15 protein-coding genes and 1 pseudogene are annotated in these 17,409 nt (G+C 70.7%); 7 read left to right on the top strand and 9 right to left on the bottom strand.

The genetic code is table 11. The features are described 5' to 3' along the window. Positions 1-79: 79 nt before the first annotated feature. From AB0J97_RS44700 to AB0J97_RS44690, 3 genes are read right to left on the bottom strand one after another with little or no spacing between them, the layout of a single operon-like run. On the bottom strand, positions 80-886 hold the full coding sequence (locus AB0J97_RS44700; RefSeq protein WP_364101448.1) for a GDSL-type esterase/lipase family protein: 807 nt from the start codon (positions 884-886) through the stop codon (positions 80-82). A gap of 2 nt (positions 887-888) precedes the next feature. Further along, on the bottom strand, positions 889-1,380 hold the full coding sequence (locus tag AB0J97_RS44695) for an NAD(P)-binding oxidoreductase (RefSeq protein WP_364101445.1): 492 nt from the start codon (positions 1,378-1,380) through the stop codon (positions 889-891). Beyond that, positions 1,370-1,522 (bottom strand): NAD(P)H-binding protein, encoded by a 153-nt coding sequence (locus AB0J97_RS44690; RefSeq protein WP_364101442.1) that lies wholly within the window; start codon positions 1,520-1,522, stop codon positions 1,370-1,372. The genes AB0J97_RS44695 and AB0J97_RS44690 overlap by 11 nt, the downstream gene beginning before the upstream one ends. A gap of 89 nt (positions 1,523-1,611) precedes the next feature. Here AB0J97_RS44690 and AB0J97_RS44685 point away from each other — a divergent pair, with 89 nt between their 5' ends. Further along, on the top strand, positions 1,612-2,196 hold the full coding sequence (locus tag AB0J97_RS44685; protein ID WP_364101439.1) for a helix-turn-helix domain-containing protein: 585 nt from the start codon (positions 1,612-1,614) through the stop codon (positions 2,194-2,196). Between the two features lie 252 nt (positions 2,197-2,448). Here AB0J97_RS44685 and AB0J97_RS44680 read toward each other — a convergent pair whose 3' ends face one another. From AB0J97_RS44680 to AB0J97_RS44665, 4 genes are all read right to left on the bottom strand, one after another. Further along, positions 2,449-3,090 carry a response regulator transcription factor gene (locus AB0J97_RS44680; protein ID WP_364101436.1) on the bottom strand — a complete coding sequence of 214 codons (642 nt, stop codon included), beginning with the start codon at positions 3,088-3,090 and terminating at the stop codon, positions 2,449-2,451. Then, entirely contained in the window at positions 3,087-4,292 is a 1,206-nt protein-coding gene (locus tag AB0J97_RS44675) for a histidine kinase (RefSeq protein ID WP_364101433.1), read from the bottom strand. The genes AB0J97_RS44680 and AB0J97_RS44675 overlap by 4 nt, the downstream gene beginning before the upstream one ends. A 68-nt stretch (positions 4,293-4,360) precedes the next feature. Then, positions 4,361-5,374 carry a hypothetical protein gene (locus AB0J97_RS44670; RefSeq protein WP_364101430.1) on the bottom strand — a complete coding sequence of 338 codons (1,014 nt, stop codon included), beginning with the start codon at positions 5,372-5,374 and terminating at the stop codon, positions 4,361-4,363. A 244-nt stretch (positions 5,375-5,618) separates the two neighbouring features. Next, entirely contained in the window at positions 5,619-9,476 is a 3,858-nt protein-coding gene (locus AB0J97_RS44665) for a S8 family serine peptidase (RefSeq protein WP_364101427.1), read from the bottom strand. A gap of 117 nt (positions 9,477-9,593) precedes the next feature. Between AB0J97_RS44665 and AB0J97_RS44660 the strand changes: the two genes are divergently transcribed. Then, complete coding sequence (locus tag AB0J97_RS44660) at positions 9,594-10,553, top strand: transcriptional regulator (RefSeq protein WP_364101424.1); 960 nt, start codon at positions 9,594-9,596, stop codon at positions 10,551-10,553. Beyond that, a complete protein-coding gene (locus tag AB0J97_RS44655) occupies positions 10,550-11,539 on the top strand; it encodes a LuxR C-terminal-related transcriptional regulator (RefSeq protein WP_364101422.1) in 990 nt (329 codons plus the stop codon). The genes AB0J97_RS44660 and AB0J97_RS44655 overlap by 4 nt, the downstream gene beginning before the upstream one ends. Positions 11,540-11,548: 9 nt before the next feature. On the opposite strand, the gene AB0J97_RS44650 is transcribed toward AB0J97_RS44655, so the two are convergent. Continuing rightward, positions 11,549-11,923: a hypothetical protein gene (locus tag AB0J97_RS44650; RefSeq protein ID WP_364101517.1), complete on the bottom strand. Its 375-nt coding sequence runs from the start codon at positions 11,921-11,923 to the stop codon at positions 11,549-11,551. Positions 11,924-12,994: 1,071 nt separating this feature from the next. On the opposite strand from AB0J97_RS44650, the gene AB0J97_RS44645 reads away from it, so the two are divergent. From AB0J97_RS44645 to AB0J97_RS44630, 4 genes and pseudogenes are all read left to right on the top strand, one after another. Further along, positions 12,995-14,539, top strand: coding sequence for a nitrilase-related carbon-nitrogen hydrolase (locus tag AB0J97_RS44645; protein WP_364101419.1), 1,545 nt, complete (start codon positions 12,995-12,997; stop codon positions 14,537-14,539). A gap of 28 nt (positions 14,540-14,567) precedes the next feature. Further along, positions 14,568-14,720, top strand: a pseudogene (locus tag AB0J97_RS44640) (hypothetical protein); the annotation flags it as partial. Between the two features lie 35 nt (positions 14,721-14,755). After that, positions 14,756-15,004, top strand: coding sequence for a hypothetical protein (locus tag AB0J97_RS44635; RefSeq protein ID WP_364101416.1), 249 nt, complete (start codon positions 14,756-14,758; stop codon positions 15,002-15,004). Then, positions 15,001-15,801: a CPBP family intramembrane glutamic endopeptidase gene (locus AB0J97_RS44630; RefSeq protein WP_364101413.1), complete on the top strand. Its 801-nt coding sequence runs from the start codon at positions 15,001-15,003 to the stop codon at positions 15,799-15,801. Before AB0J97_RS44635 ends, AB0J97_RS44630 begins: the two co-directional genes overlap by 4 nt. 160 nt (positions 15,802-15,961) lie before the next feature. Here the strand turns inward: AB0J97_RS44630 and AB0J97_RS44625 are convergent, their stop codons facing one another. Then, entirely contained in the window at positions 15,962-17,386 is a 1,425-nt protein-coding gene (locus AB0J97_RS44625) for an FAD-binding oxidoreductase (RefSeq protein ID WP_364101410.1), read from the bottom strand. Positions 17,387-17,409: the final 23 nt, after the last annotated feature.

Genomic DNA, 17,409 nt, shown 5'->3' with positions numbered 1-17,409 from the left:
ATCGGGGACGTGAACGCCGCGACTGTGGTCCTCCGGTGGCCGGCGTTCGGCCGCGCTGATCACGGGGACGGCTGTTGCACTAAAAGGCGGTGGGCCGCTCGGACAGCCAGCGAGAAGCGAGATCGGCGACGATCGCTCCGCCGCGGTCGTTCAGGTGCACGTGGTCGACGAGGAGGTCGCGCCCGCCATGGCGGGCGATCTCGTCCCAGCTGCGCCCGAGCAGGTAATGCTGGGCGGCGATGGCGAAGGCCAGCGGGAAACTGAAGGCGTACGGCTGCCGTCCGCCCTGTGTCCGCAGGTGGTCGGCCATGCGCTCATGCACGGGCAGGTACTGGACCTGTGCCCGGTGCGCTATTTCCTTGATCGCGGCGTTGTGTCCGGCGAGCGATCGGTTGATCGTGGTGTCCAGGTCCTCGCCGAGTGGCGGCAGGGACATCACGGCGATCCGCGCGGCGGTGCGGGCCTGGATGCGGGCGATGATCGCGCCGAGGTTGGCTCGGTAGCGCTCCAGCGCCACGCCGTCGCGGACGTCGTTGGTGCCGATCAGGAGCAGGACCGCGGCCGGCCGGCATGCCAGGATGTCGGTGTCGAGGCGCTTTAGCAGGTCGGCGGTGGTGTTGCCGTTGATGCCCGCGTTGACGAACTCGTAAGCGCGGTGCTCGGGCCGTGCGCGCAGGGCCGCCACCCAGTCCGCGCCGAGCGTGCCTTGGGTCATGCTGGCGCCGGCCGCGACCACGCGGGGGCGCTCGCCCGGCGGGCCCTGAGCGCACAGGTCGGCCGGAGGGTCGTCGGGCGGGCGGAGGAAGGTGAGATGGGCCACGGCGCCGGTGCCGGTGAGCGCGACGGGCACCAGCAGGATCACGGAGATGACGATCCGTCTTCTCATGGTCAGTACCCCAGGCTGATGCTGTGGCCGACGGTGGCAGGGTCGGCGAGTGCGGCAAGGATGGCGTGGGCCAGGTCGGCGCGGGCGATGGTGATGCCGCGGCGCACGTTGCGGTCGATGGCGGTGCGGTAGGGGCGGCGCTCGCCGTCGGTCAGGCGCGGAGGCCGCATGATGGTCCAGTCCAGACCGCTGGAGAGGACGGCCTCGTCGGTGCGGGCGAAGTCGGCGAATCCTTCTCGCAGAAGACGGCGTAGCAGGGGTTTGACCAGGGCTCGGTTCAGCGGCCCGTCGCCCTCGTCGACGATGTGCCCGCTGGCGGTGACGACGATCAGGCGGCGGGTCGCGGTGGCTCGCATCGCCGTCATGATCGCGCGGGCGCCGTCGGCGCACACCGACCCGCCCGCGCCCGGCCTGGGCCCCAGGGTGGACACCACGGCGTCCTGGCCGGTCACGCCGGCGCCGATCGCGTTGGCGTCCGTCAGTTCAGCGGTCACCACGTCGAGCCCGGGGCGGTCCGGCCGGCCGCAGCCGGGTCGGGTCGCGGACGATCGCGGTGACGTGGTGGCCGGCGGCGAGTGCCTGGTCGAGCAGCTGCTGTCCGGTGCCGCCGGTTGCGCCGAAAAGGGCGAGTTTCATCAGGGACTCCTGGTTAGTAAACGCTCGCTAACTGATAGGGTGACGTTAGTGAGCGTTTACTAACTACGTCAAGTCGCGAAGGAGCAGCAATGGGCACCAGGGACGCGATCCTCGACGCGGCCGCCACGGTCATGGCGGAGCAGGGCCTGGCGAACGTGACCACGCGACAGATCGCCCGCACCGCCGGATTCACCGAGGCCGCCCTCTACAAGCACTTCACCAACAAGGCCGACCTGCTCGTCGCGGTGATGCGCGAACGCTCACCCGGCTTCGGCCGGCTGGCCGAGGTGCTGCACGGCAAGGCCGGAACCGGGGACGTCGTGGACAATCTCACCGCCATCGCCACGGCGGCGATCACCTTCTACAGCGGCGGCTTCCCCATGTTCGCCTCGATGTTCGCCGACCCTGCCACCCTTGCCGCCCACAAGGCCGAGATCCGGCGCAAGGACGTCGGCCCCCACAAGGTCAACGAAGCGATCGCCGCGTACCTGCGCGCCGAACAACAACAGGGCCGCCTGAACCCGGACGCGGACGTCCGGGCCGCCGCCGGTCTCCTGGTCGGCGCCTGTTTCCAGCATGCCTTCCTCGGCCACATGTCCACCCCCGCACGCTCCGACACCCACGAGGCGGCCGCCGCTTTCGCCCGCACCCTGTACGAGTCCCTCGCTCCCTGAGGTCGGGCGCTGGGACAAGCCGATCTCGGGGCGCCCAGGACGTGTGGGCCGCCGCTCAGCGCTGTCGAGCAGGGAGTCCGATGGCCTGGGCCCTCCCGCTCGGGTCCGTGAGATCGCCCTCGTGCAGAGAACGCCGCCGGCGGACCGTCCACTTGAGGAAGGAGGCGATCGCGGTTGATGGCCCATGGGATCGACCAGTCCGGGCGCCGACCTCAACCCAGCGGCCTGGACGCGATGCGCGTGAGTCGGCGCCTAACGTTCGCCCGGAGTGACAACGCCGGATTCGTACGCCAGTACCACCGCCTGGACCCGGTCGCGCAGCCCGAGCTTCGTCAGGATGCGCCCCACGTGGGTCTTGATCGTGGTCTCCGACAGGAACAACTCGACTCCGATCTCGGCGTTGGACGCGCCTCCGGCCAGGCTGAGGAAGACTTCACGCTCACGCTCCGTGAGCACCTTGAGCACGGCGTCCGGGTCGGTGTCGGCCTTGGCGACGAGCCGCCCGATGAGCCGGCGGGTCGTGGCGGGCGCGATGATCGAGTCACCCCGGTGCACGTGCCGGATCGCAGCGATGATCTCCTCACCTGGCGCGTCCTTCAGCATGAACCCGCTCGCACCGGCGCGCAGCGCGGCCAGGGCGTGCTCGTCGAGATCGAACGTGGTCAGCACCAGCACCTTCGGCGGGTCGTCCAGCCGCTGGATCTCCCTGGTGGCGAGGACACCGTCCATCCGGGGCATGCGGATGTCCATCACCACCACGTCGACGTGCCGCGACTCCAGCGCCGACAGGGCCGCCAGGCCGTCAGCGGCCTCGGCGACCACCTCCATGTCGGGCTGGGACCTGACGACCATGGTCAGGCCGTTGCGCAGCAGCTCCTGATCGTCGACGATCATGATCCGGATGATGGGAGACTCCTCGGCTCGTAAGGCAGGGTGGCCGACAGTTCGAAGCCGGCGCCGGGGCGTCTGCCGGCCTCCAGGGTGCCTCCCACCATGCTGAGACGTTCGCGCATCCCGGTCAGCCCGACGCCGGCCTCTCCGGCGGGCGGGCCGGCGCCGTCGTTCGTGATGGTGATGTGCAGTCTGTCCGCGCGCCAGGCCAGCGTCATGTCGGCGGCGGCCGTCGCCCCCGCGTGTTTGATCACGTTGGTCAGTCCCTCTTGGACGACACGATAGGCGGTCAGGTCGACGGCGGGGCGCAGCGGCCGGGCGTCCCCGACCTCCTGTACGGCGAGCCGGACGCCTGTGTCGCGTACCTGGTCGAGCAGGTCGCAGAGATCGCCGAGGCCCGGTTGCGGAGTGGTGCCGCCGTCGGCGCGCAGCACGCCCAGGAGCCCGCGCATGTCGCGCAGGGCCTCGCGCCCGACCCCGGCGATGGTGGCGAACACGTCCGCCCCGGGCGAGCCTGGGGCGGACAGCCTGCCACCTTCCGCCTGGCTGACCATGACGGCGAGCGAGTGGGACACCACGTCGTGCATCTCGCGGCTGATGCGGTCGCGCTCCGCCCGCGCCGCCTCCTGCCGGTCCCGCGCACGGTCGGCCTCCGCGCGCTCGGCCTTCGCTCTGAGCTCGGACATGAACAACACCCGGATCCGGCTGAGGCGGCCCAGCGACCACAGGCACGCCGCTGCGGCGACCAGGCCGACCGACAGTCCGATCCGCCATGCGACCAGCTCGTAGGAGCCCGACGAGCCGCCCCATGAAGCCGGATTCCACAGGCGGGCCAGGACCAGGGCCACCCCCGTCAGGGCGACACCCAGACAGGCCAGGCTGGGCAGCAGGCCGAGCCGGCCGCAGGCCGTGTAGAGCAGCAGCCCGAAGACCAGCGTGCTCGGCAGCAGCACCGCCGGATAGTAGGCGCCGCCCGGGTCATGCAGGGGCGGGAGTGCCACCAGCAACAGCATCGCCGCGGCGGCCACGCCGTACGCCACCAGCGGGCGCAGCCGACGCGGAACGACGCACCCATGCAGCACCAGCAGGCCGAGACCCGCGAGCAGGCGGAGCGGCAGAGGACTGTCCGAGGCCCGGAGCAGGCTCAACGAGACCAGGCCGAGCGGCAGGAAGAGCAGCACCGCGAGCAGGGCATCGGTGCTCACCTGATGCCGGTCGAGAAACGAGTCAACCGCGGCATCGGAAGATGACGGGGACTCTCGCACGCCCACCATTATGGTCGGTGTGCGTGAACGAGGTGCCGGCGGCGGGAGAGGTAAGCCAGCGCCGCCACCGCCAGAGCCGCACCCCACAGCGGCCACAACATCTCCGGCAGCCAGGCCCCCAGTTCGGTGTCCGCCCCCGCAGGGCCGACCTGCTCGCCGGTGAGCTTCTTGCGGACGTACATCAGCCCGGCGGAGGTGACGGGGAGGGCGACGGCCAGAGCCGAGTAGGCCGGGAGCCGTGCCGGAATCGCACGCCCGCGCAGGAACGGCACCCAGCGCGGCCAGATCTCGCCCCACGGCCGGACCAGGCCGAAGGTCAGGCCCGCACCGATGAGACCGAGCGTGCTGAGACCGGCGCCGATCGGGGTGATCTCGGCGATGTGGGCCAGGAACCGATCACTGATCCCGACAGGCACGCCCAGCAACCAGCCGAAGCGGGTGACGGCGTAGACGACGGGGACGGCGACCGCGACGGCGGTCGCGTACCGCCCGACCCGTAGCGCGCGGGCGGCGCCACCGGGCCGCCCGGCCCCTGCTGTCAGCGCGCGCGTCCCCAGGAGCATCAGGCTGACGCCGGCCGCCATCAGGATGAGCAGGTTGACGCTCGGCCACGTGAGCATGGGCGCGATCATCGAGAACTCGGCCTGGCCGGCGAGCGCGGCGACCAGCATCACCGGCAGATATCCAGCGGTCATCATGATGCGCACGTCAGGCAGGAACACCGCCAGGCCGGCGCCGAGCGCGACGGCCACGACGGCGGGGGCCCGGTCGAGCGGACCTCTGCCGCCGAGCACCGCGACGACGCCGGCCACCAGCGCCGACACCGCGAGCACGGCCCCGCCGGCTGCCGCCGGAAGAGGATCGAGCAGGGTGCTGCCCGCGCCCGTACGGCCGGCGTCGAAGGGATATGCGGGCCCTCCGAGAGCCCAGAGCAGGCTGAGGGGCAGATAGCTCACCGACCAGACGGCGACGATCAGGGTCGGCACGATCGTGGGACGGTTTCGTGGGGGAGAGGTGTTCACCCGGCCAATCTGCTGCCGCGGGGGTGCCCCGCACATCGTCACGGGGTCTCGGCCGGCTCCTCCGGAGGTCGCGACGGCGTCGTCCCAAAGGATGACGCTCGACGCGAGAGCGGGGCGCCCCAAGCGGGGGAGTCCATGGCCGCGAACAGTGCATTCCCTCACTGCAAGGGTGCGCTGTTCGCGTTCCGACAGAAACCCCCCGCTCGGGGACGCCGGGCTGGGGGTTTCTGGCTGTTCGTCCGGGTTACTTCAGTCCGTAGGCCTTGTGGATCGTCTGGTCCACGGTGTTGCCTTCCTGGTCGGTGGCCTGGGCGCGGAGGCCGACGGTGCCGTCGGTCCGGGACAGGGGCGGGTGGGTGATGGTGCCGGTGAAGGTGCGGTCGCCGGAGGCCGACATGGGGACGGGTACCCAGTGGGCGCCGCCGTCGAAGGTGGCCGAGAGCCGGAGCGTGGTCAGTTTGGCGTCGGGCTGCCCGAAGGAGCCGTTGTAGCCGGTGACGGTGATGCGGCGGGCGAGCCCGGCCGTGGTCTGGTTGTCCAGGTCGAGGTCCAGGTCGTAGCTGAGGTTGAGCCGGCGGACCGGCGCGCAGGGAGCCAGGATCTGGGTGACGAGCCAGCCCGCGCACAGGCCGTCGGTGAGGTCCTTCATCCCGGATTCGGGGCGCTTGGAGCGGAAGGTCCAGGCCGTTTCGACGTCGGTCGCGAACCGCTGTCCCGGCTGAGGGGTGTGGAAGGTGTCGGTGAGCCGGTATTCGGCCTCGCCGGACGGAAGGGTGAAGGTCGGCAGCCTGATCCCGACGGGCCCGAGCGCGCCGATCTTCTCCTCCAGGGGCACTTCCTGACCGTTGCGGTAGAGGTGCAGTTCGTCCTTGCCGCCGGCCCACGCCTGGAAGTTGGCACTCCAGGTGAAGGGCTCCTGGTGGTTGGGTTCGGGGCCCATGACGGGCACCGCCGCCGTGAACAGGTCGCCGGTACGGCACGCGAAACAGGTGACCGTGCCCGAGCCGATCACGCGGTCACTGTCGCGCGGGCCGCCGGGCACTCGGGGCTGCATGCCCCACCGCTCCGTGCGACGTCCCGCCTTGGTGAAGACGTCGAGCGCGACCGTGGTGTAGCCGGTCCTGGAGGGGGTGCCCTCGTCGTACCGCATCCGGACGTCACGCTGCCACGTCACGTCGGGCGAGACCGGCCCGACGTACTCGGTCACCGTGGTCCGTGCCTGCAAGGTGCCGTCGAGACCCCACGCGACGAACGGTTCGGAGCCGTTGATCAGCACGGGGGTCCAGCTCATGCGCACCGTGCCGGGGCGGTCCGAGTGGAAGCGGTCGTCGATCTCCTGGAGGTTCTTCCTGGTCACCCGGTAGTCGAGGCCGGCGGGGATCCGGCCACGTTCGGGGAAGAACAGCGAGTACATGTACGGCGTGGCCGGGCTGCCCTCGACCTTGACGTCGACCGGCTTGCGGGCCAGCGCCCTGCCCTGGTCGGCGGGCAGGCTCATGGTCGGGATCGGGTAGAAGGCCCAGCTTCCGGTCGGGTCGAGGAAGGCCCGTCCCGACGCGCCGTAACCGAGCACGCCCACCGCGCCGGCGGCCGCCAGGGCCTCCACGCGGTCGAGCCCGTCGCCGGAGCAGGTCGTCTCCGGGCAGAGGTCGCCGAGGTCGAGCAGGGCGAGCTTGCCCCGTACGTCCAGGCCGGACAGGTCGGTGCCGTGGCCCACGTCCACCAGCGGGATGGTCTGCTTGCCGGTCAGCTTGGGGATGTCGGGGGTGATGCCCGCGTAGCGGGGGGCGAGCGCGCGTCCGGCGGCCTTCATCGTGACGAGCGGCGCGCCCTGCCAGAACTGGCCGGTGAGGTCGAGGGCGCCCTGCTTGACCGGTTCGGTGGGCAACATCCAGTAATGGTGCAGCCCGTACGCCGGGTAGGAGGAGAGGAAGTCGGCCACGATGCCGCTCGCGGTGGTGCGCCGCAGGGCGTAGTGGGACAGATAGGTCTCGGTCGTGCGGGGGGTGTCCAGGCGGACCTCGCGGGCCTTGCGCAGGTCGAGGGTGACCGTCGTGTCCCGGTCCACCTTGACCTCGGGCGCGGTCGGCAGCGACTGCTGCCACTCGCCGTTCTCACCTCGCCAGGCGGCGATGGTGTTGACGCTGAAGGTGCCCGGATAGACGCTCGCCTCGCCCTCGACCGTCTGGTAGAAGGAGTCCAGGTCGTCGCGGTCGTCGGTACGCAGGAACATCCACGGGACGGAGACCGCGTCGGTCGCGCCGTCCGGCATGATCAGTTCGGTCTTGAGCTTGACCCTGCGCGGCTCGACGAACGCGCCCACGGCCGTGCGCACGACCACGTCGCCGCCGGTGGCCGCCACCGAACCCTCGTACCAGGTGGCCGGTCCTGACGGGTCGAAGGAGACGGCCACGTCCGCGGCGCCGTGGGCGGGGACGGTCACCGTGTCGCGGTCCAGCTTGAGCGCCCGATCGGGGGTGGTGCCCCGGTGCGCCGCGATGCTCGCGCGCAGGGCCAGCGTCACCGGCTGGTCGCCGTTGTTGGTGTAGGTGATCGTCTTCGTGGCCGGGCCGCTCTGCGGGGAGCTCAGGAAGCCGAAGTCGAGGTTGCCCGAGCCACGTACCTGCTGGGTGACCGCCCTGGCCACGTCGATGCGCCCGGCGCCCTGCTGGTAGGCGGTCAGGCCGTCGTCCTTCGAGGTGCCGATGAGCGCCGCCTTGAGCTGCGGGCCCGTCCAGTCGGGGTGTTGCCCGGCGAGGATGGCCGCCGCGCCCGACACGTGCGGGGTCGCCATCGAGGTGCCGGAGGCGGCGGTGTGGAGCTCGTCCACGGGTGAACCCATCGACGTGCCCCGCGCGCGGGCCGCGACGATGCCGACGCCGGGCGCGACCACGTCGGGCTTGAGCCCGTAGTCGAACGGGCTCGGGCCTCGGCTGGAGAAGGGGGCCAGTTTCTCCTCGCGGTCGATCGCGCCGACCGTCAGCGCCGCCGCCGCTGATCCCGGCGCGTTGACGGTACGGTTGCCGCCGTCGTTGCCGGCGGCCACGACGAACAGCGCGCCCGTCTCGGCGCTGAGCGTGTTCACCGCCTGGTTGATGGGGCCGTTCTGGTCCTCGTACTCGCCGCCGATGCTGATCGAGACCACCTTGGCCTGCGCGGCGGCCCACTGCATGCCCGCGATGACCTGCGACGAGGTGCCCGAGCCCGACGAGCTGAGCACCTTGCCCACCAGGAGCGTGGCCTCGGGCGCCACGCCCGTGTACCGTCCGGAGCCGGCGATCGTGGAGGCGACGTGGGTGCCGTGGCCGTGGCCGTCGCGGGCGTCGGGATCGTCGGTGAAGTTGGCCATCGCCCCGATCCGGCCGGCCAGGTCGGGGTGGTCGGGATCGACGCCGGTGTCGAGCACGGCGACCTTGACGCCCTTGCCCTTGTAGCCGGCGGCCCAGGCCTGCGGCGCGCCGATCTGCGGCACGCTCTTGTCGAGCACGGGCTTCATCTTGCGGTCGAGCCAGATCGTCGTCGGCGCGGTCGTGCGTGCGGAGGGGGACACGGCGGCCGCGGCCCAGAACTCCCGCGCCGCCTTCTTGTCCACCTTGACGGCGGCGCCTCCGACGCTGGCCAGGGCGACGGGCGAGGCGGTGGCCGGGAGCGCGTCGGCCCGTGCCGACAGCGTCGCGGCGGCCTGCTTGGCGGTGCCGTACTGGACGATGACCGGCAGGGTCGGGCGTTCGGCGTCGGTGTAGCCGTTGGCGGTCAGGTACGCCACGTCGAACAGGCCCTTGTCCACCTGGCCCGAGGCCACCGGGGCCATCGCGTCGGAGGGGAAGACGTAGAAGGAGTCGCCCTTCCGCAGGGTCACGAAGGACACCGGCGCTCCTCCGGCGCGCTTGGCCGGTTCCACGTCGGCGCGAGGGGTGCCGTCGGCGGCCTTGCCGTACGTCACCACGTCGCCGGTGATCAGGGTGAGCCGGGTGGCGGCGGGTAAGGCGCCCGGGGTGGGGGGCGGGGTGTCGGCGGACTCGGGTGAAGGGGAGGGCGTGGCCATCCCCATGGACAGGACCAACCCCAACGCGGTCAGCCCGGCGAGCGGGCGGCGAGCCATGGTTCTCCTCGGAGTAGTACAAGATCGAGCACCCAAACCTCCCATTCCGCGCCATATCCGGAAAGATGACCTTTCGACCTCTTCACGCCGTTGGCGGGAAGAGGACACGATGGGCGCATGCTCGATTCCCTGGGCCTGTCGACGGCCGAAGAGGCGCTGTACCAGACGCTGATCGAGGTCTCGCCGATCACGGCCGCCGACCTTGAACGGCTCGCCGGCCCGCAGGCCGCGCTCTGCGCGAGGCTCCAGGAACTCGGCCTGGTCACCCGGCTGCCGGAGGACCCGCCCAGGTACGCCGCGGTAGCGCCGAGCATGGGCCTCGACACGCTGATCAGCGCCAGGTCCAGGGCACTGACCGCCGCCCGGGGCCGCATCGCCGGGCTCAGCGCCGCCTTCCACCGGGCGGGCACCGAGCGCGACGCCGCCGGGCTGGTCGAGGTGGTGATCGGCAGGCAGGCGGTGAACGACCGCTTCGAGCAGCTCCAGCGGGAGACGCACCGCTCGATCCGGGTGTTCGACGCGCCGCCGTACGCCGGGGTGATCGGGGAGAACGCGCGTGAGTTCGACCTGCTGGCGAGGGGCGTGAACTACCGCGTCCTGTACGACAGGAAGGCGATGGAGCTGCCCGGGGCGCTGACGGTGGTCACCGACTACATCACCGCCGGCGAGCAGGCCAGGGTCGGCGAGGTGCCGATGAAGCTCGTCCTGAACGACCGGCCGACGGCGATCGTGCCGCTCCGGCACGACCTGCACCTGGTCGAATCCGCGCTGGTGGTGCACGACCCGACGCTGCTGGAGGCGCTCGGCGCGCTGTTCGAGATGAACTGGCAGCGCGCCGTCCCGCTGGGCGTGCGGCAGGGGCAGGCCCGGCTGCCCGAGGAGCGGAGTCCCGCCGACGCGCACGAGGACCTGCTGCCCCTGCTCATCTCGGGGCTGACCGACGCGGCCATCGGGGCGCAGCTCGGCTGGAGCGTGCGCACGGTGCGCAGGCGGGTGCAGGCGATGATGGTCCAGCTCGACGCGCAGACCCGGTTCCAGGCCGGCTACCAGGCCGTCCTGCGCGGCTGGCTGCGATGACGCTCGAAGCGCTCGGGCTGGGCCCGGCCGAGGAGGAGCTCTACGAGCTGCTCGTCGAGTGCTCGCCGGCCTCCCTCGACCGGCTCGCCGCGGGCTTCGCCGGCCCCGGCCTGCCCGCGCTGCTGAGCGGGCTGGAGAGCAAGGGCCTGATCAACCGGCTGCCGGACGAACCGCCGCGGTACGTCGCCGTCGCCCCCGACGTCGCGCTCGACGCGCTGCTCACCGTCGCGGAAGAGGGGCTCGCACGCGCCAGGGAGCGTGCCGCCGATCTGGACGACGCCTTCCAGCAGCGTGCCTCCGGGCAGCAGCAGCCGCTGGTCGTGGAGGTGATCACCGGCGCCGCCGCGGTACGGCAACGCCTCCACCAGCTCCAGCGCGCGGCCCGCCACCAGGTACGGACCTTCTCCCAGCCGCCGTACTTCGACCGGCACGCCAGCGTGGCCGCCCACCGCGAGCTGCTGGAGCGCGGCATCACCAGCCGGGTCATCTACGAGCGCGACTTCATCGACCGGCCGGGCGCGCTGCGGCTGATCGAGGAGATGATCGGCGCGGGCCAGCTGGCCAGGGTGCTGCCCAGCCTGCCGATGAAGCTCTATCTGGTCGACGACCGGTTCGCGCTGCTGGTGCTGCGCTACGAGTCACCCGACTCCGCGGCGCTCCTGGTGCACCCCTCCGGGCTGCTGGAGGCGCTGAGCAGGCTGTTCGAGGGGACCTGGGAGCGGGCGCTGCCGATGCGGCTGACCGGTTCGCGCGAGGCACCGCAGGACGACGAACGGTTGATCGCCCTCCTGCTGACCGGCCTGACCGACGAGGCCATCGCCCGCCAGCTCGGCATCGGCTACCGCACCGCCCAGCGGCGCATCGCCGAGCTCATGACCAGGCTCGGCGCCCACACCCGCTTCCAGGCCGGCGTACAGGCCGCCCGATCCCAGGCCCGCAGCACCCCTGAGGACCCGCGCGGCGCGCCAAGGGCGTCGGGTGCCTGAGATCGCCGCTCATCGAAGGTCGTCTGCTGTGCCACCGGGCTCATGGAGGTGGTCGGGAAGGGAGCAGTGCCGGGAGGGGTGTTCGGCCAGATGGGCCAGTCGCGCCTTCGACGCCTCGTCTGCTGGTGCGTAGATGACCATGCGGGCCTCTGGTGCGCCGGTCACGGTAAGAGTGGTGGTGGTCAGACGCAGATCGCCGACTTCGGCGTAGCGGAGGACCTTGATGTGCGGCCCGGGGGAGGCCACGTCGTGAGCGCTCCAGATCCGGGCGAAGTCGGAGCCGGCATGGGGCCGGCCTTCAGCCCCGCCCTCAACGCGGCGTTGACCCGTGTCGCGCCGACGGACACGGCGAACGCCAGCGGCTTGATGTCGACCGCGACCCAGCTCGGCCAGGTCGCCGGCATCGCCGGCCTCGGAGCCGTCTTCCTGGCCCTCGACGTCCCGTCCCCATCGGCGGCGACCGCCGCCACGGTCACCAACGTCAGCGTGGCGGCACTGGTCTTGCTGTCAGGGGTGTTCGCCGCGTTCCTCCCGAACACCATGTGGTCACCGCCACCTCCATCCGGCCCGAGCCCGGCCGCCACCTGAGTCCCCTGCGGACGAGCGGTCCGTGCGGCCTCGACGCCCTTGAGCCCGCCCACTGCCGCGAGCTGACCGAGCCTGCGACGGCAGCTTCAGCTCTGACCTCAGGCCCGGGGTCGGGGTCGGCGCACAGGACGTCCTGGAGCCCAGTCTTCGCCGACAAGAAGTCCGGCAAGGAACGCCCAGCGCGCATGTGAGGGCAATGCGCGTGATTCCTTGGGGGGCTTTCCGGCGTGAATCCTCAGCCCCCCTGAGCGGTCACTCCCTACAGGTCCAGGCGCGCAAGCAGTTCCCGCGTGGCCAGAACCTCGGCGGTCAACGCCAGGTTCGGGCAACCGTCGGTGCCCGCAACGGGAACGCACGGCAGGCGATGGAGTTCTACCGCGACGTCTTGGGCTGCGACCTGGAGATGGGCACGTACGCCGAGTTCCCCACACCCCGGGCAACAACGTTGCGGTCTTCCTCGGCGGCGACGACGCCGAACTCCGCGGCTACTTCGAGAGGCTGTCCGTCGGCGGCACTGTGACGTTGCCCTTGGACAAGCAGTCGTGGGGGGACGAGGCCGGCTCGCTCATGGACCAGTTCGGGATCACCTGGACGGTCAACATCATCCAGCAGCAGTCCTGATCGACCACGGACGTCAGGCCGGCTCTTCCAACGCTGCGTTGATCAAGTCAGTGGGTTCGTCCCTTGCCTGCGCGGCCTTCCGGGGCGCCTCCAGCCCCCTCCGGCGGAGACCACCGCGGGCACGTCCTTGCGCTTCGGGACGTCCGGGTGGGATCAGGGGCGCGGCACCAGGCCGGGGGTGTTCCCTACTGCGGTTCGGGGGTGTTCGGGATGGGAGGTGAGGTCCGCGCTGCCTACATTCGCCGCATGAATCATGTGACTCGCCGGGCAGCGCTCGCTGCCGGAACCGCCCTCTCGCTCGTGGCCGCGCACGGCCGATGGGAGGTGGCAGGGGCGGCATGGATCTATCTGATCCTGCTGTTACGCTTCTCCCGCACCAGCCGGACGCTTCCGGCGATGGGCGGCATCGCACTCGCCACCGTGGTGTCCACCACGTTCTGGCTCTACGAGAGCGGGCTGCCGGTGTTCAGCCCGGTGCTGGCGCTCTCCCTGGTCATGGCGCTGGCGGGCGTAGTGCCGTACGTTCTCGACCGTCTCGTCGCGGCGCGCTTACCCGGGGCGTGGGCCACACTGATCTTCCCCCTTGGGGTGGTCGGCGTGGAGTACGCGCTCGCGAATGTCAGTCCCGTCGGCAACATCCTGAGCTCGCTGGCCGCCACCCAGCACGACAACCTCCCGCTGCTCCAGCTCGCCTCGGTGACCGGTGGCTATGGCATCAGCTTCCTCATCGCCTGGTTCGCCGCCGTCTGCAACCACCTCTGGCAGGACGGATTCACCTGGCGGCGGGTGGCACCCTTCGGGGCCGTGCTGACGCTGGTGCTCGTCGGCGGAAGCATGCGCCTGGCGTTCGCGGCGCCCGCCGGCGAGACCGTACGGGTGGCCGGGGTCAGTCCCGCACGTTCGGTTCTGGAGGCGTCCAACAAGGCCCTGAACGGTTTCCCCTCGCCTGAACAGCTCGCCGGGGCGGATCCCGACACGGTTCGGCGGGCGCTCGACCCTGTCAACGACTCCCTGCTGACCGCCACCGAACGCGAGGCGAGCGCCGGAGCCAAGATCGTGGTCTGGCCGGAGGCGGGCGGTGCGGCACGCGAGGCCGACAGGCAGCGGCTGATCGACGAGATCGCCGCCATCGCCGTCAGGACCGGCAGCTATGTGAACGCCGGAATGATCGTGATCACAGGTGCGCCGCCGTACATGCGTAACGAGACGGTGCTCGTCGATCCGAGAGGGCGGGTCCTATGGACGTACGAGAAGGCCCGCCCGGTGCCGGGCATGGATCCGTTCGACCCCGGGGACGGCAGGGTGCCGACCGCCGACACCCCGTTCGGCCGCCTGGCCAACGTCATCTGCTTCGACGCCGACTTCCCCGCCCTGATGAGGCAGGCCGCCGACGTGGACCTGATGATGGTGCCGTCCAACGACTGGTACGGCTTCGGCGCCACGCACACCGAGAAGGCGGTCGTCCGGGCGGTGGAGAACGGCTACTCGCTGATCCGGCAAGCCAGCAACGGCCTGGCCGCGGTCTTCGACCCGCAGGGCCGGACGCTCACCTCGGCCGACTACTTCACCACCAAGCAGCAGACGATGTCCGCGCATGTGCCTGTCGCCAGTGATCCGACGATATATGCGCGCATCGGCGACGTGTTCGCCTGGCTCTGCCTCGCGGCGATGGCCGCCCTCGGGGCCGCGGCCCTGCGCACCAGGCGGCTGACCGTCGCCGGGCCCTGGGTGACCGGTGCGAGGCAGGAGATCGAGGTTCAAGGACCGGGTCCCCGACCTCAGGGCGCTTGAGGCCGCGCCGGCTGCTCGTGGCATGAGCGAGAACACGGTGAAGTCGCACGTCCGGGCCCTCCTGCACAAGCTGGACCTGCGTGACCGCGTGCACGTGGTGATCTACGCCTGCGAGGACGGGCTCGTCGCTCGCCACCATTTCCATCCTGACGGGCGGTACCAGGTTCACCCCTTCGGGTGAGGCCGGACGATTCCGCCCGCCCTAGCTTCGAGATCGTGCGTTTCCTACGTCTCATACCTCTCAGCGTCGTCATGCCCGTCGGCTGGACATCCCCGTCCTATGCCGGTGACCAGGAGCTGATCGACGGGTCGTCCGTCGAGACGATCACGCTGCCGACGGACCGATGCTCCGTGGACGACCCGGTCGTCCAGATTCTCCCCGAGTTCAAGATGGCCGATCCGCGCTACACCAAGATCACTCATCGAGCTGGATCCTCGCGCCCGCACGAGACGAGGTCATCATGACGGCGTCCTCCACGCGCTCCGGTTCTGCCAGATCAACAGGTATCGATGTCACGTGGTTCTTCGCGATCGCCGTCCTGCTGTGTTTCGCGCTGTCCGTTCCGATGGCCTTCCGGCTGGTCCCGACGGACTTCTACAACCTGATCACGCCGATCCTGCAACTGACCCCGCTGCTCGCAGCGATCATCATGTGGCTTGCCCGACGCCCCGGAACGTTCCGAGAGACGTTCGCCACCAGGTGGCGCGGCACACCCAAGTGGGCCGGCATCGGCATCGGCCTCATCGCCGCGATCGCCGCGATCCAAACCGCCATCGCACTGGCATTGGGGATCTGGCGGCTCAACCCGCTTGACCAGATCCTCACGGCGACCATGTGGATCGTTCCGGTCTTCCTCATGCAGTCGGTCTTCGCCGTCGGCGAGGAGTTCGGCTGGCGCGGCTGGCTGGCGACGCGCGCCGCGTCATGGGGATTCTGGCCGCTGGCCCTTGTCAGCGGTCTGGTCTGGATCGTCTGGCACCTGCCGGTCCTCGCCGTCATCGGTGATCGACCACCCTGGGACATCGTCATCTACTTCGTGGGCATGCTGCCATGGGCTCCGCTGTTGCTCGCACTTCGCCGGCAGTCGGGGAGTGTCTGGCCCGCGGTCCTGACGCACGGAGCGATCAACAGCGTCCGGGTGTACCTGCTGCAATCCGTCCCCAACGCAACCGATCACCTGCTCATCGAAGTGATCGGCTGGGTGCTCACGCTCGCCGCTGCCGTGTGGCTGATGCGCCCGAGCCGGGCGCGGGTCCTTTGAAGGTTAGGTTGGTTCGGGTTCGAGTTCGGCCGTTGTCCCGTTGCGTAAGCCCACGTCAGAGCGCTGCGGGGGGTCCATGGGCACGCGGTTGATGACGAGACGGTAGCGGCCGTCGGCGGTGACCCGGTCGGTGAAGGCTGCCGGGGCCCGCTTCAGCTCCTCATCGACTCCCTCCGCCCGCCGGCGGAATGTTGTGGTTGAAGCGGAACATGTTGCCGGGGTCGTGGGCCGTCTTGACGGCGACCAGCCGCTCGTACGCCTCCGGCGTGAACGCCTGGCGCACGTCCTCCGGGTCGGTGTGGGCGACGCCCGCCATGAAGTTGAGCATGCGCGTCCCGCTGTTCCACGGGGCGAGGGTCTTGATGACCCGGTCGTGCCCGGCGTACACGGCCTGGTCCTCGCCGATGCCGAGGACACCGGCGGAGTACAGCTGGAACTGGGCGGTGGTGTGCGCGACCGCGTTCGGCAGGCGCGGCGGACGGGCGAGGGCGCCGCCGAGATGACGGATCTCGATGCCGACGGCGCTGTTCGACCCGGGGCCCACCAGCGCCAGGATCGCCTCGACGGCGTCATGGTCGAGGTGGGTGAGCTGGAAGCTGTTGATGTGGTACGAGCCGGGCGTCGGCGGATCGTTGTGAATGGTACCGACCTCGGTGTACGGGATGTCGGTGACCGTGTCGAGCAGCGGCGTGGCGATCTCGCGCAGCGGCTCGACCAGCCGGGCACCCTCCTGGGGCGAGCCGAGGTAGCTCAGGCGCAGGTGCATGGCGAAACGCCCGCGCAGTTCCTCGGGGACTTCGGGCACATCTGGCCAGGGCATCATGAAAAAGGAGGAGCTGAGCTCGTCGGGCACCCCGGCGACCCATGTGCGGTAGAAGTGCAGCACGTCCCGGATCGACTCGGCCGGGAAGTACAGGCCGCCGCCGTAGATCCGCGACACCTCCACCAGTTCCACCTCAAGTGAGGTGACCACGCCGAAGTTGCCCTTGCCGCCGCGCAACGCCCAGAACAGGTCGGTGTTCTCCTCCTCCGAGGCGGTGCGCAGTTCTCCGTCGGCGGTGACGACCTCGATGGTGCGGACGTGGTCGGCGGCGTAACCGTAACGGCGGGACAGGACGCCGATGCCGCCGCCCAACGTGTAGGAGACGGCGCCGACGAACGGCGCCGAGCCGTTCAGCGGGGCCAGGCCGTGGCGGGCGGCGGACGGGATGACCTCCCGCCACAGCGCACCCGCCTCCAGCCGCACGGTGCGGCGCTCGGGGTCGATCCGGTGGCCGTCCATGCGCCGCGTGGAGATGAGCAGGCCCCCGTCGGCGGGCAATCCCACACCGTGGCCGGTGGCCTGTACGGCGACGCCCAGGCCGTGGTCGCGGGCGAAGCGCACCGCGGCCACCACGTCGTCGGCGCCCGCCGCGCCGACGATGACGGCCGGGTGGTGTACGACGGAGCGGTCGAAGCCCTCCGCCTCCTCGGCGTACCCCGGGTCGCCGGGGAGGAAGACCGGTCCTTTGACGCTGTCGGCCAGTCTCGTCACCGCCCCGGCGGTCAGAATGGGGGCACCCGTCGGCTCGGTCTGCTCGATCACTGACATGTCCTCACGTGTCGTCG

The sequence above is a fragment of the Nonomuraea sp. NPDC049607 genome, assembly GCF_040675375.1.
In the GTDB taxonomy this organism is placed as follows: Bacteria; Actinomycetota; Actinomycetes; order Streptosporangiales; family Streptosporangiaceae; genus Nonomuraea.
This window is presented reverse-complemented; position numbering and strand designations above follow the sequence as displayed.

Excerpts from the sequence above, each read along its gene's own strand:
- AB0J97_RS44680 (WP_364101436.1), bottom strand. The coding sequence starts at position 3,090 with ATGATCGTCGACGATCAGGAGCTGCTGCGCAACGGCCTGACCATGGTC.
- AB0J97_RS44655 (WP_364101422.1), top strand. The coding sequence starts at position 10,550 with ATGACGCTCGAAGCGCTCGGGCTGGGCCCGGCCGAGGAGGAGCTCTAC.
- AB0J97_RS44690 (WP_364101442.1), bottom strand. The coding sequence starts at position 1,522 with ATGAAACTCGCCCTTTTCGGCGCAACCGGCGGCACCGGACAGCAGCTG.
- AB0J97_RS44630 (WP_364101413.1), top strand. The coding sequence starts at position 15,001 with ATGACGGCGTCCTCCACGCGCTCCGGTTCTGCCAGATCAACAGGTATC.
- AB0J97_RS44660 (WP_364101424.1), top strand. The coding sequence starts at position 9,594 with ATGCTCGATTCCCTGGGCCTGTCGACGGCCGAAGAGGCGCTGTACCAG.
- AB0J97_RS44700 (WP_364101448.1), bottom strand. The coding sequence starts at position 886 with ATGAGAAGACGGATCGTCATCTCCGTGATCCTGCTGGTGCCCGTCGCG.
- AB0J97_RS44665 (WP_364101427.1), bottom strand. The coding sequence starts at position 9,476 with ATGGCTCGCCGCCCGCTCGCCGGGCTGACCGCGTTGGGGTTGGTCCTG.
- AB0J97_RS44685 (WP_364101439.1), top strand. The coding sequence starts at position 1,612 with ATGGGCACCAGGGACGCGATCCTCGACGCGGCCGCCACGGTCATGGCG.
- AB0J97_RS44645 (WP_364101419.1), top strand. The coding sequence starts at position 12,995 with ATGAATCATGTGACTCGCCGGGCAGCGCTCGCTGCCGGAACCGCCCTC.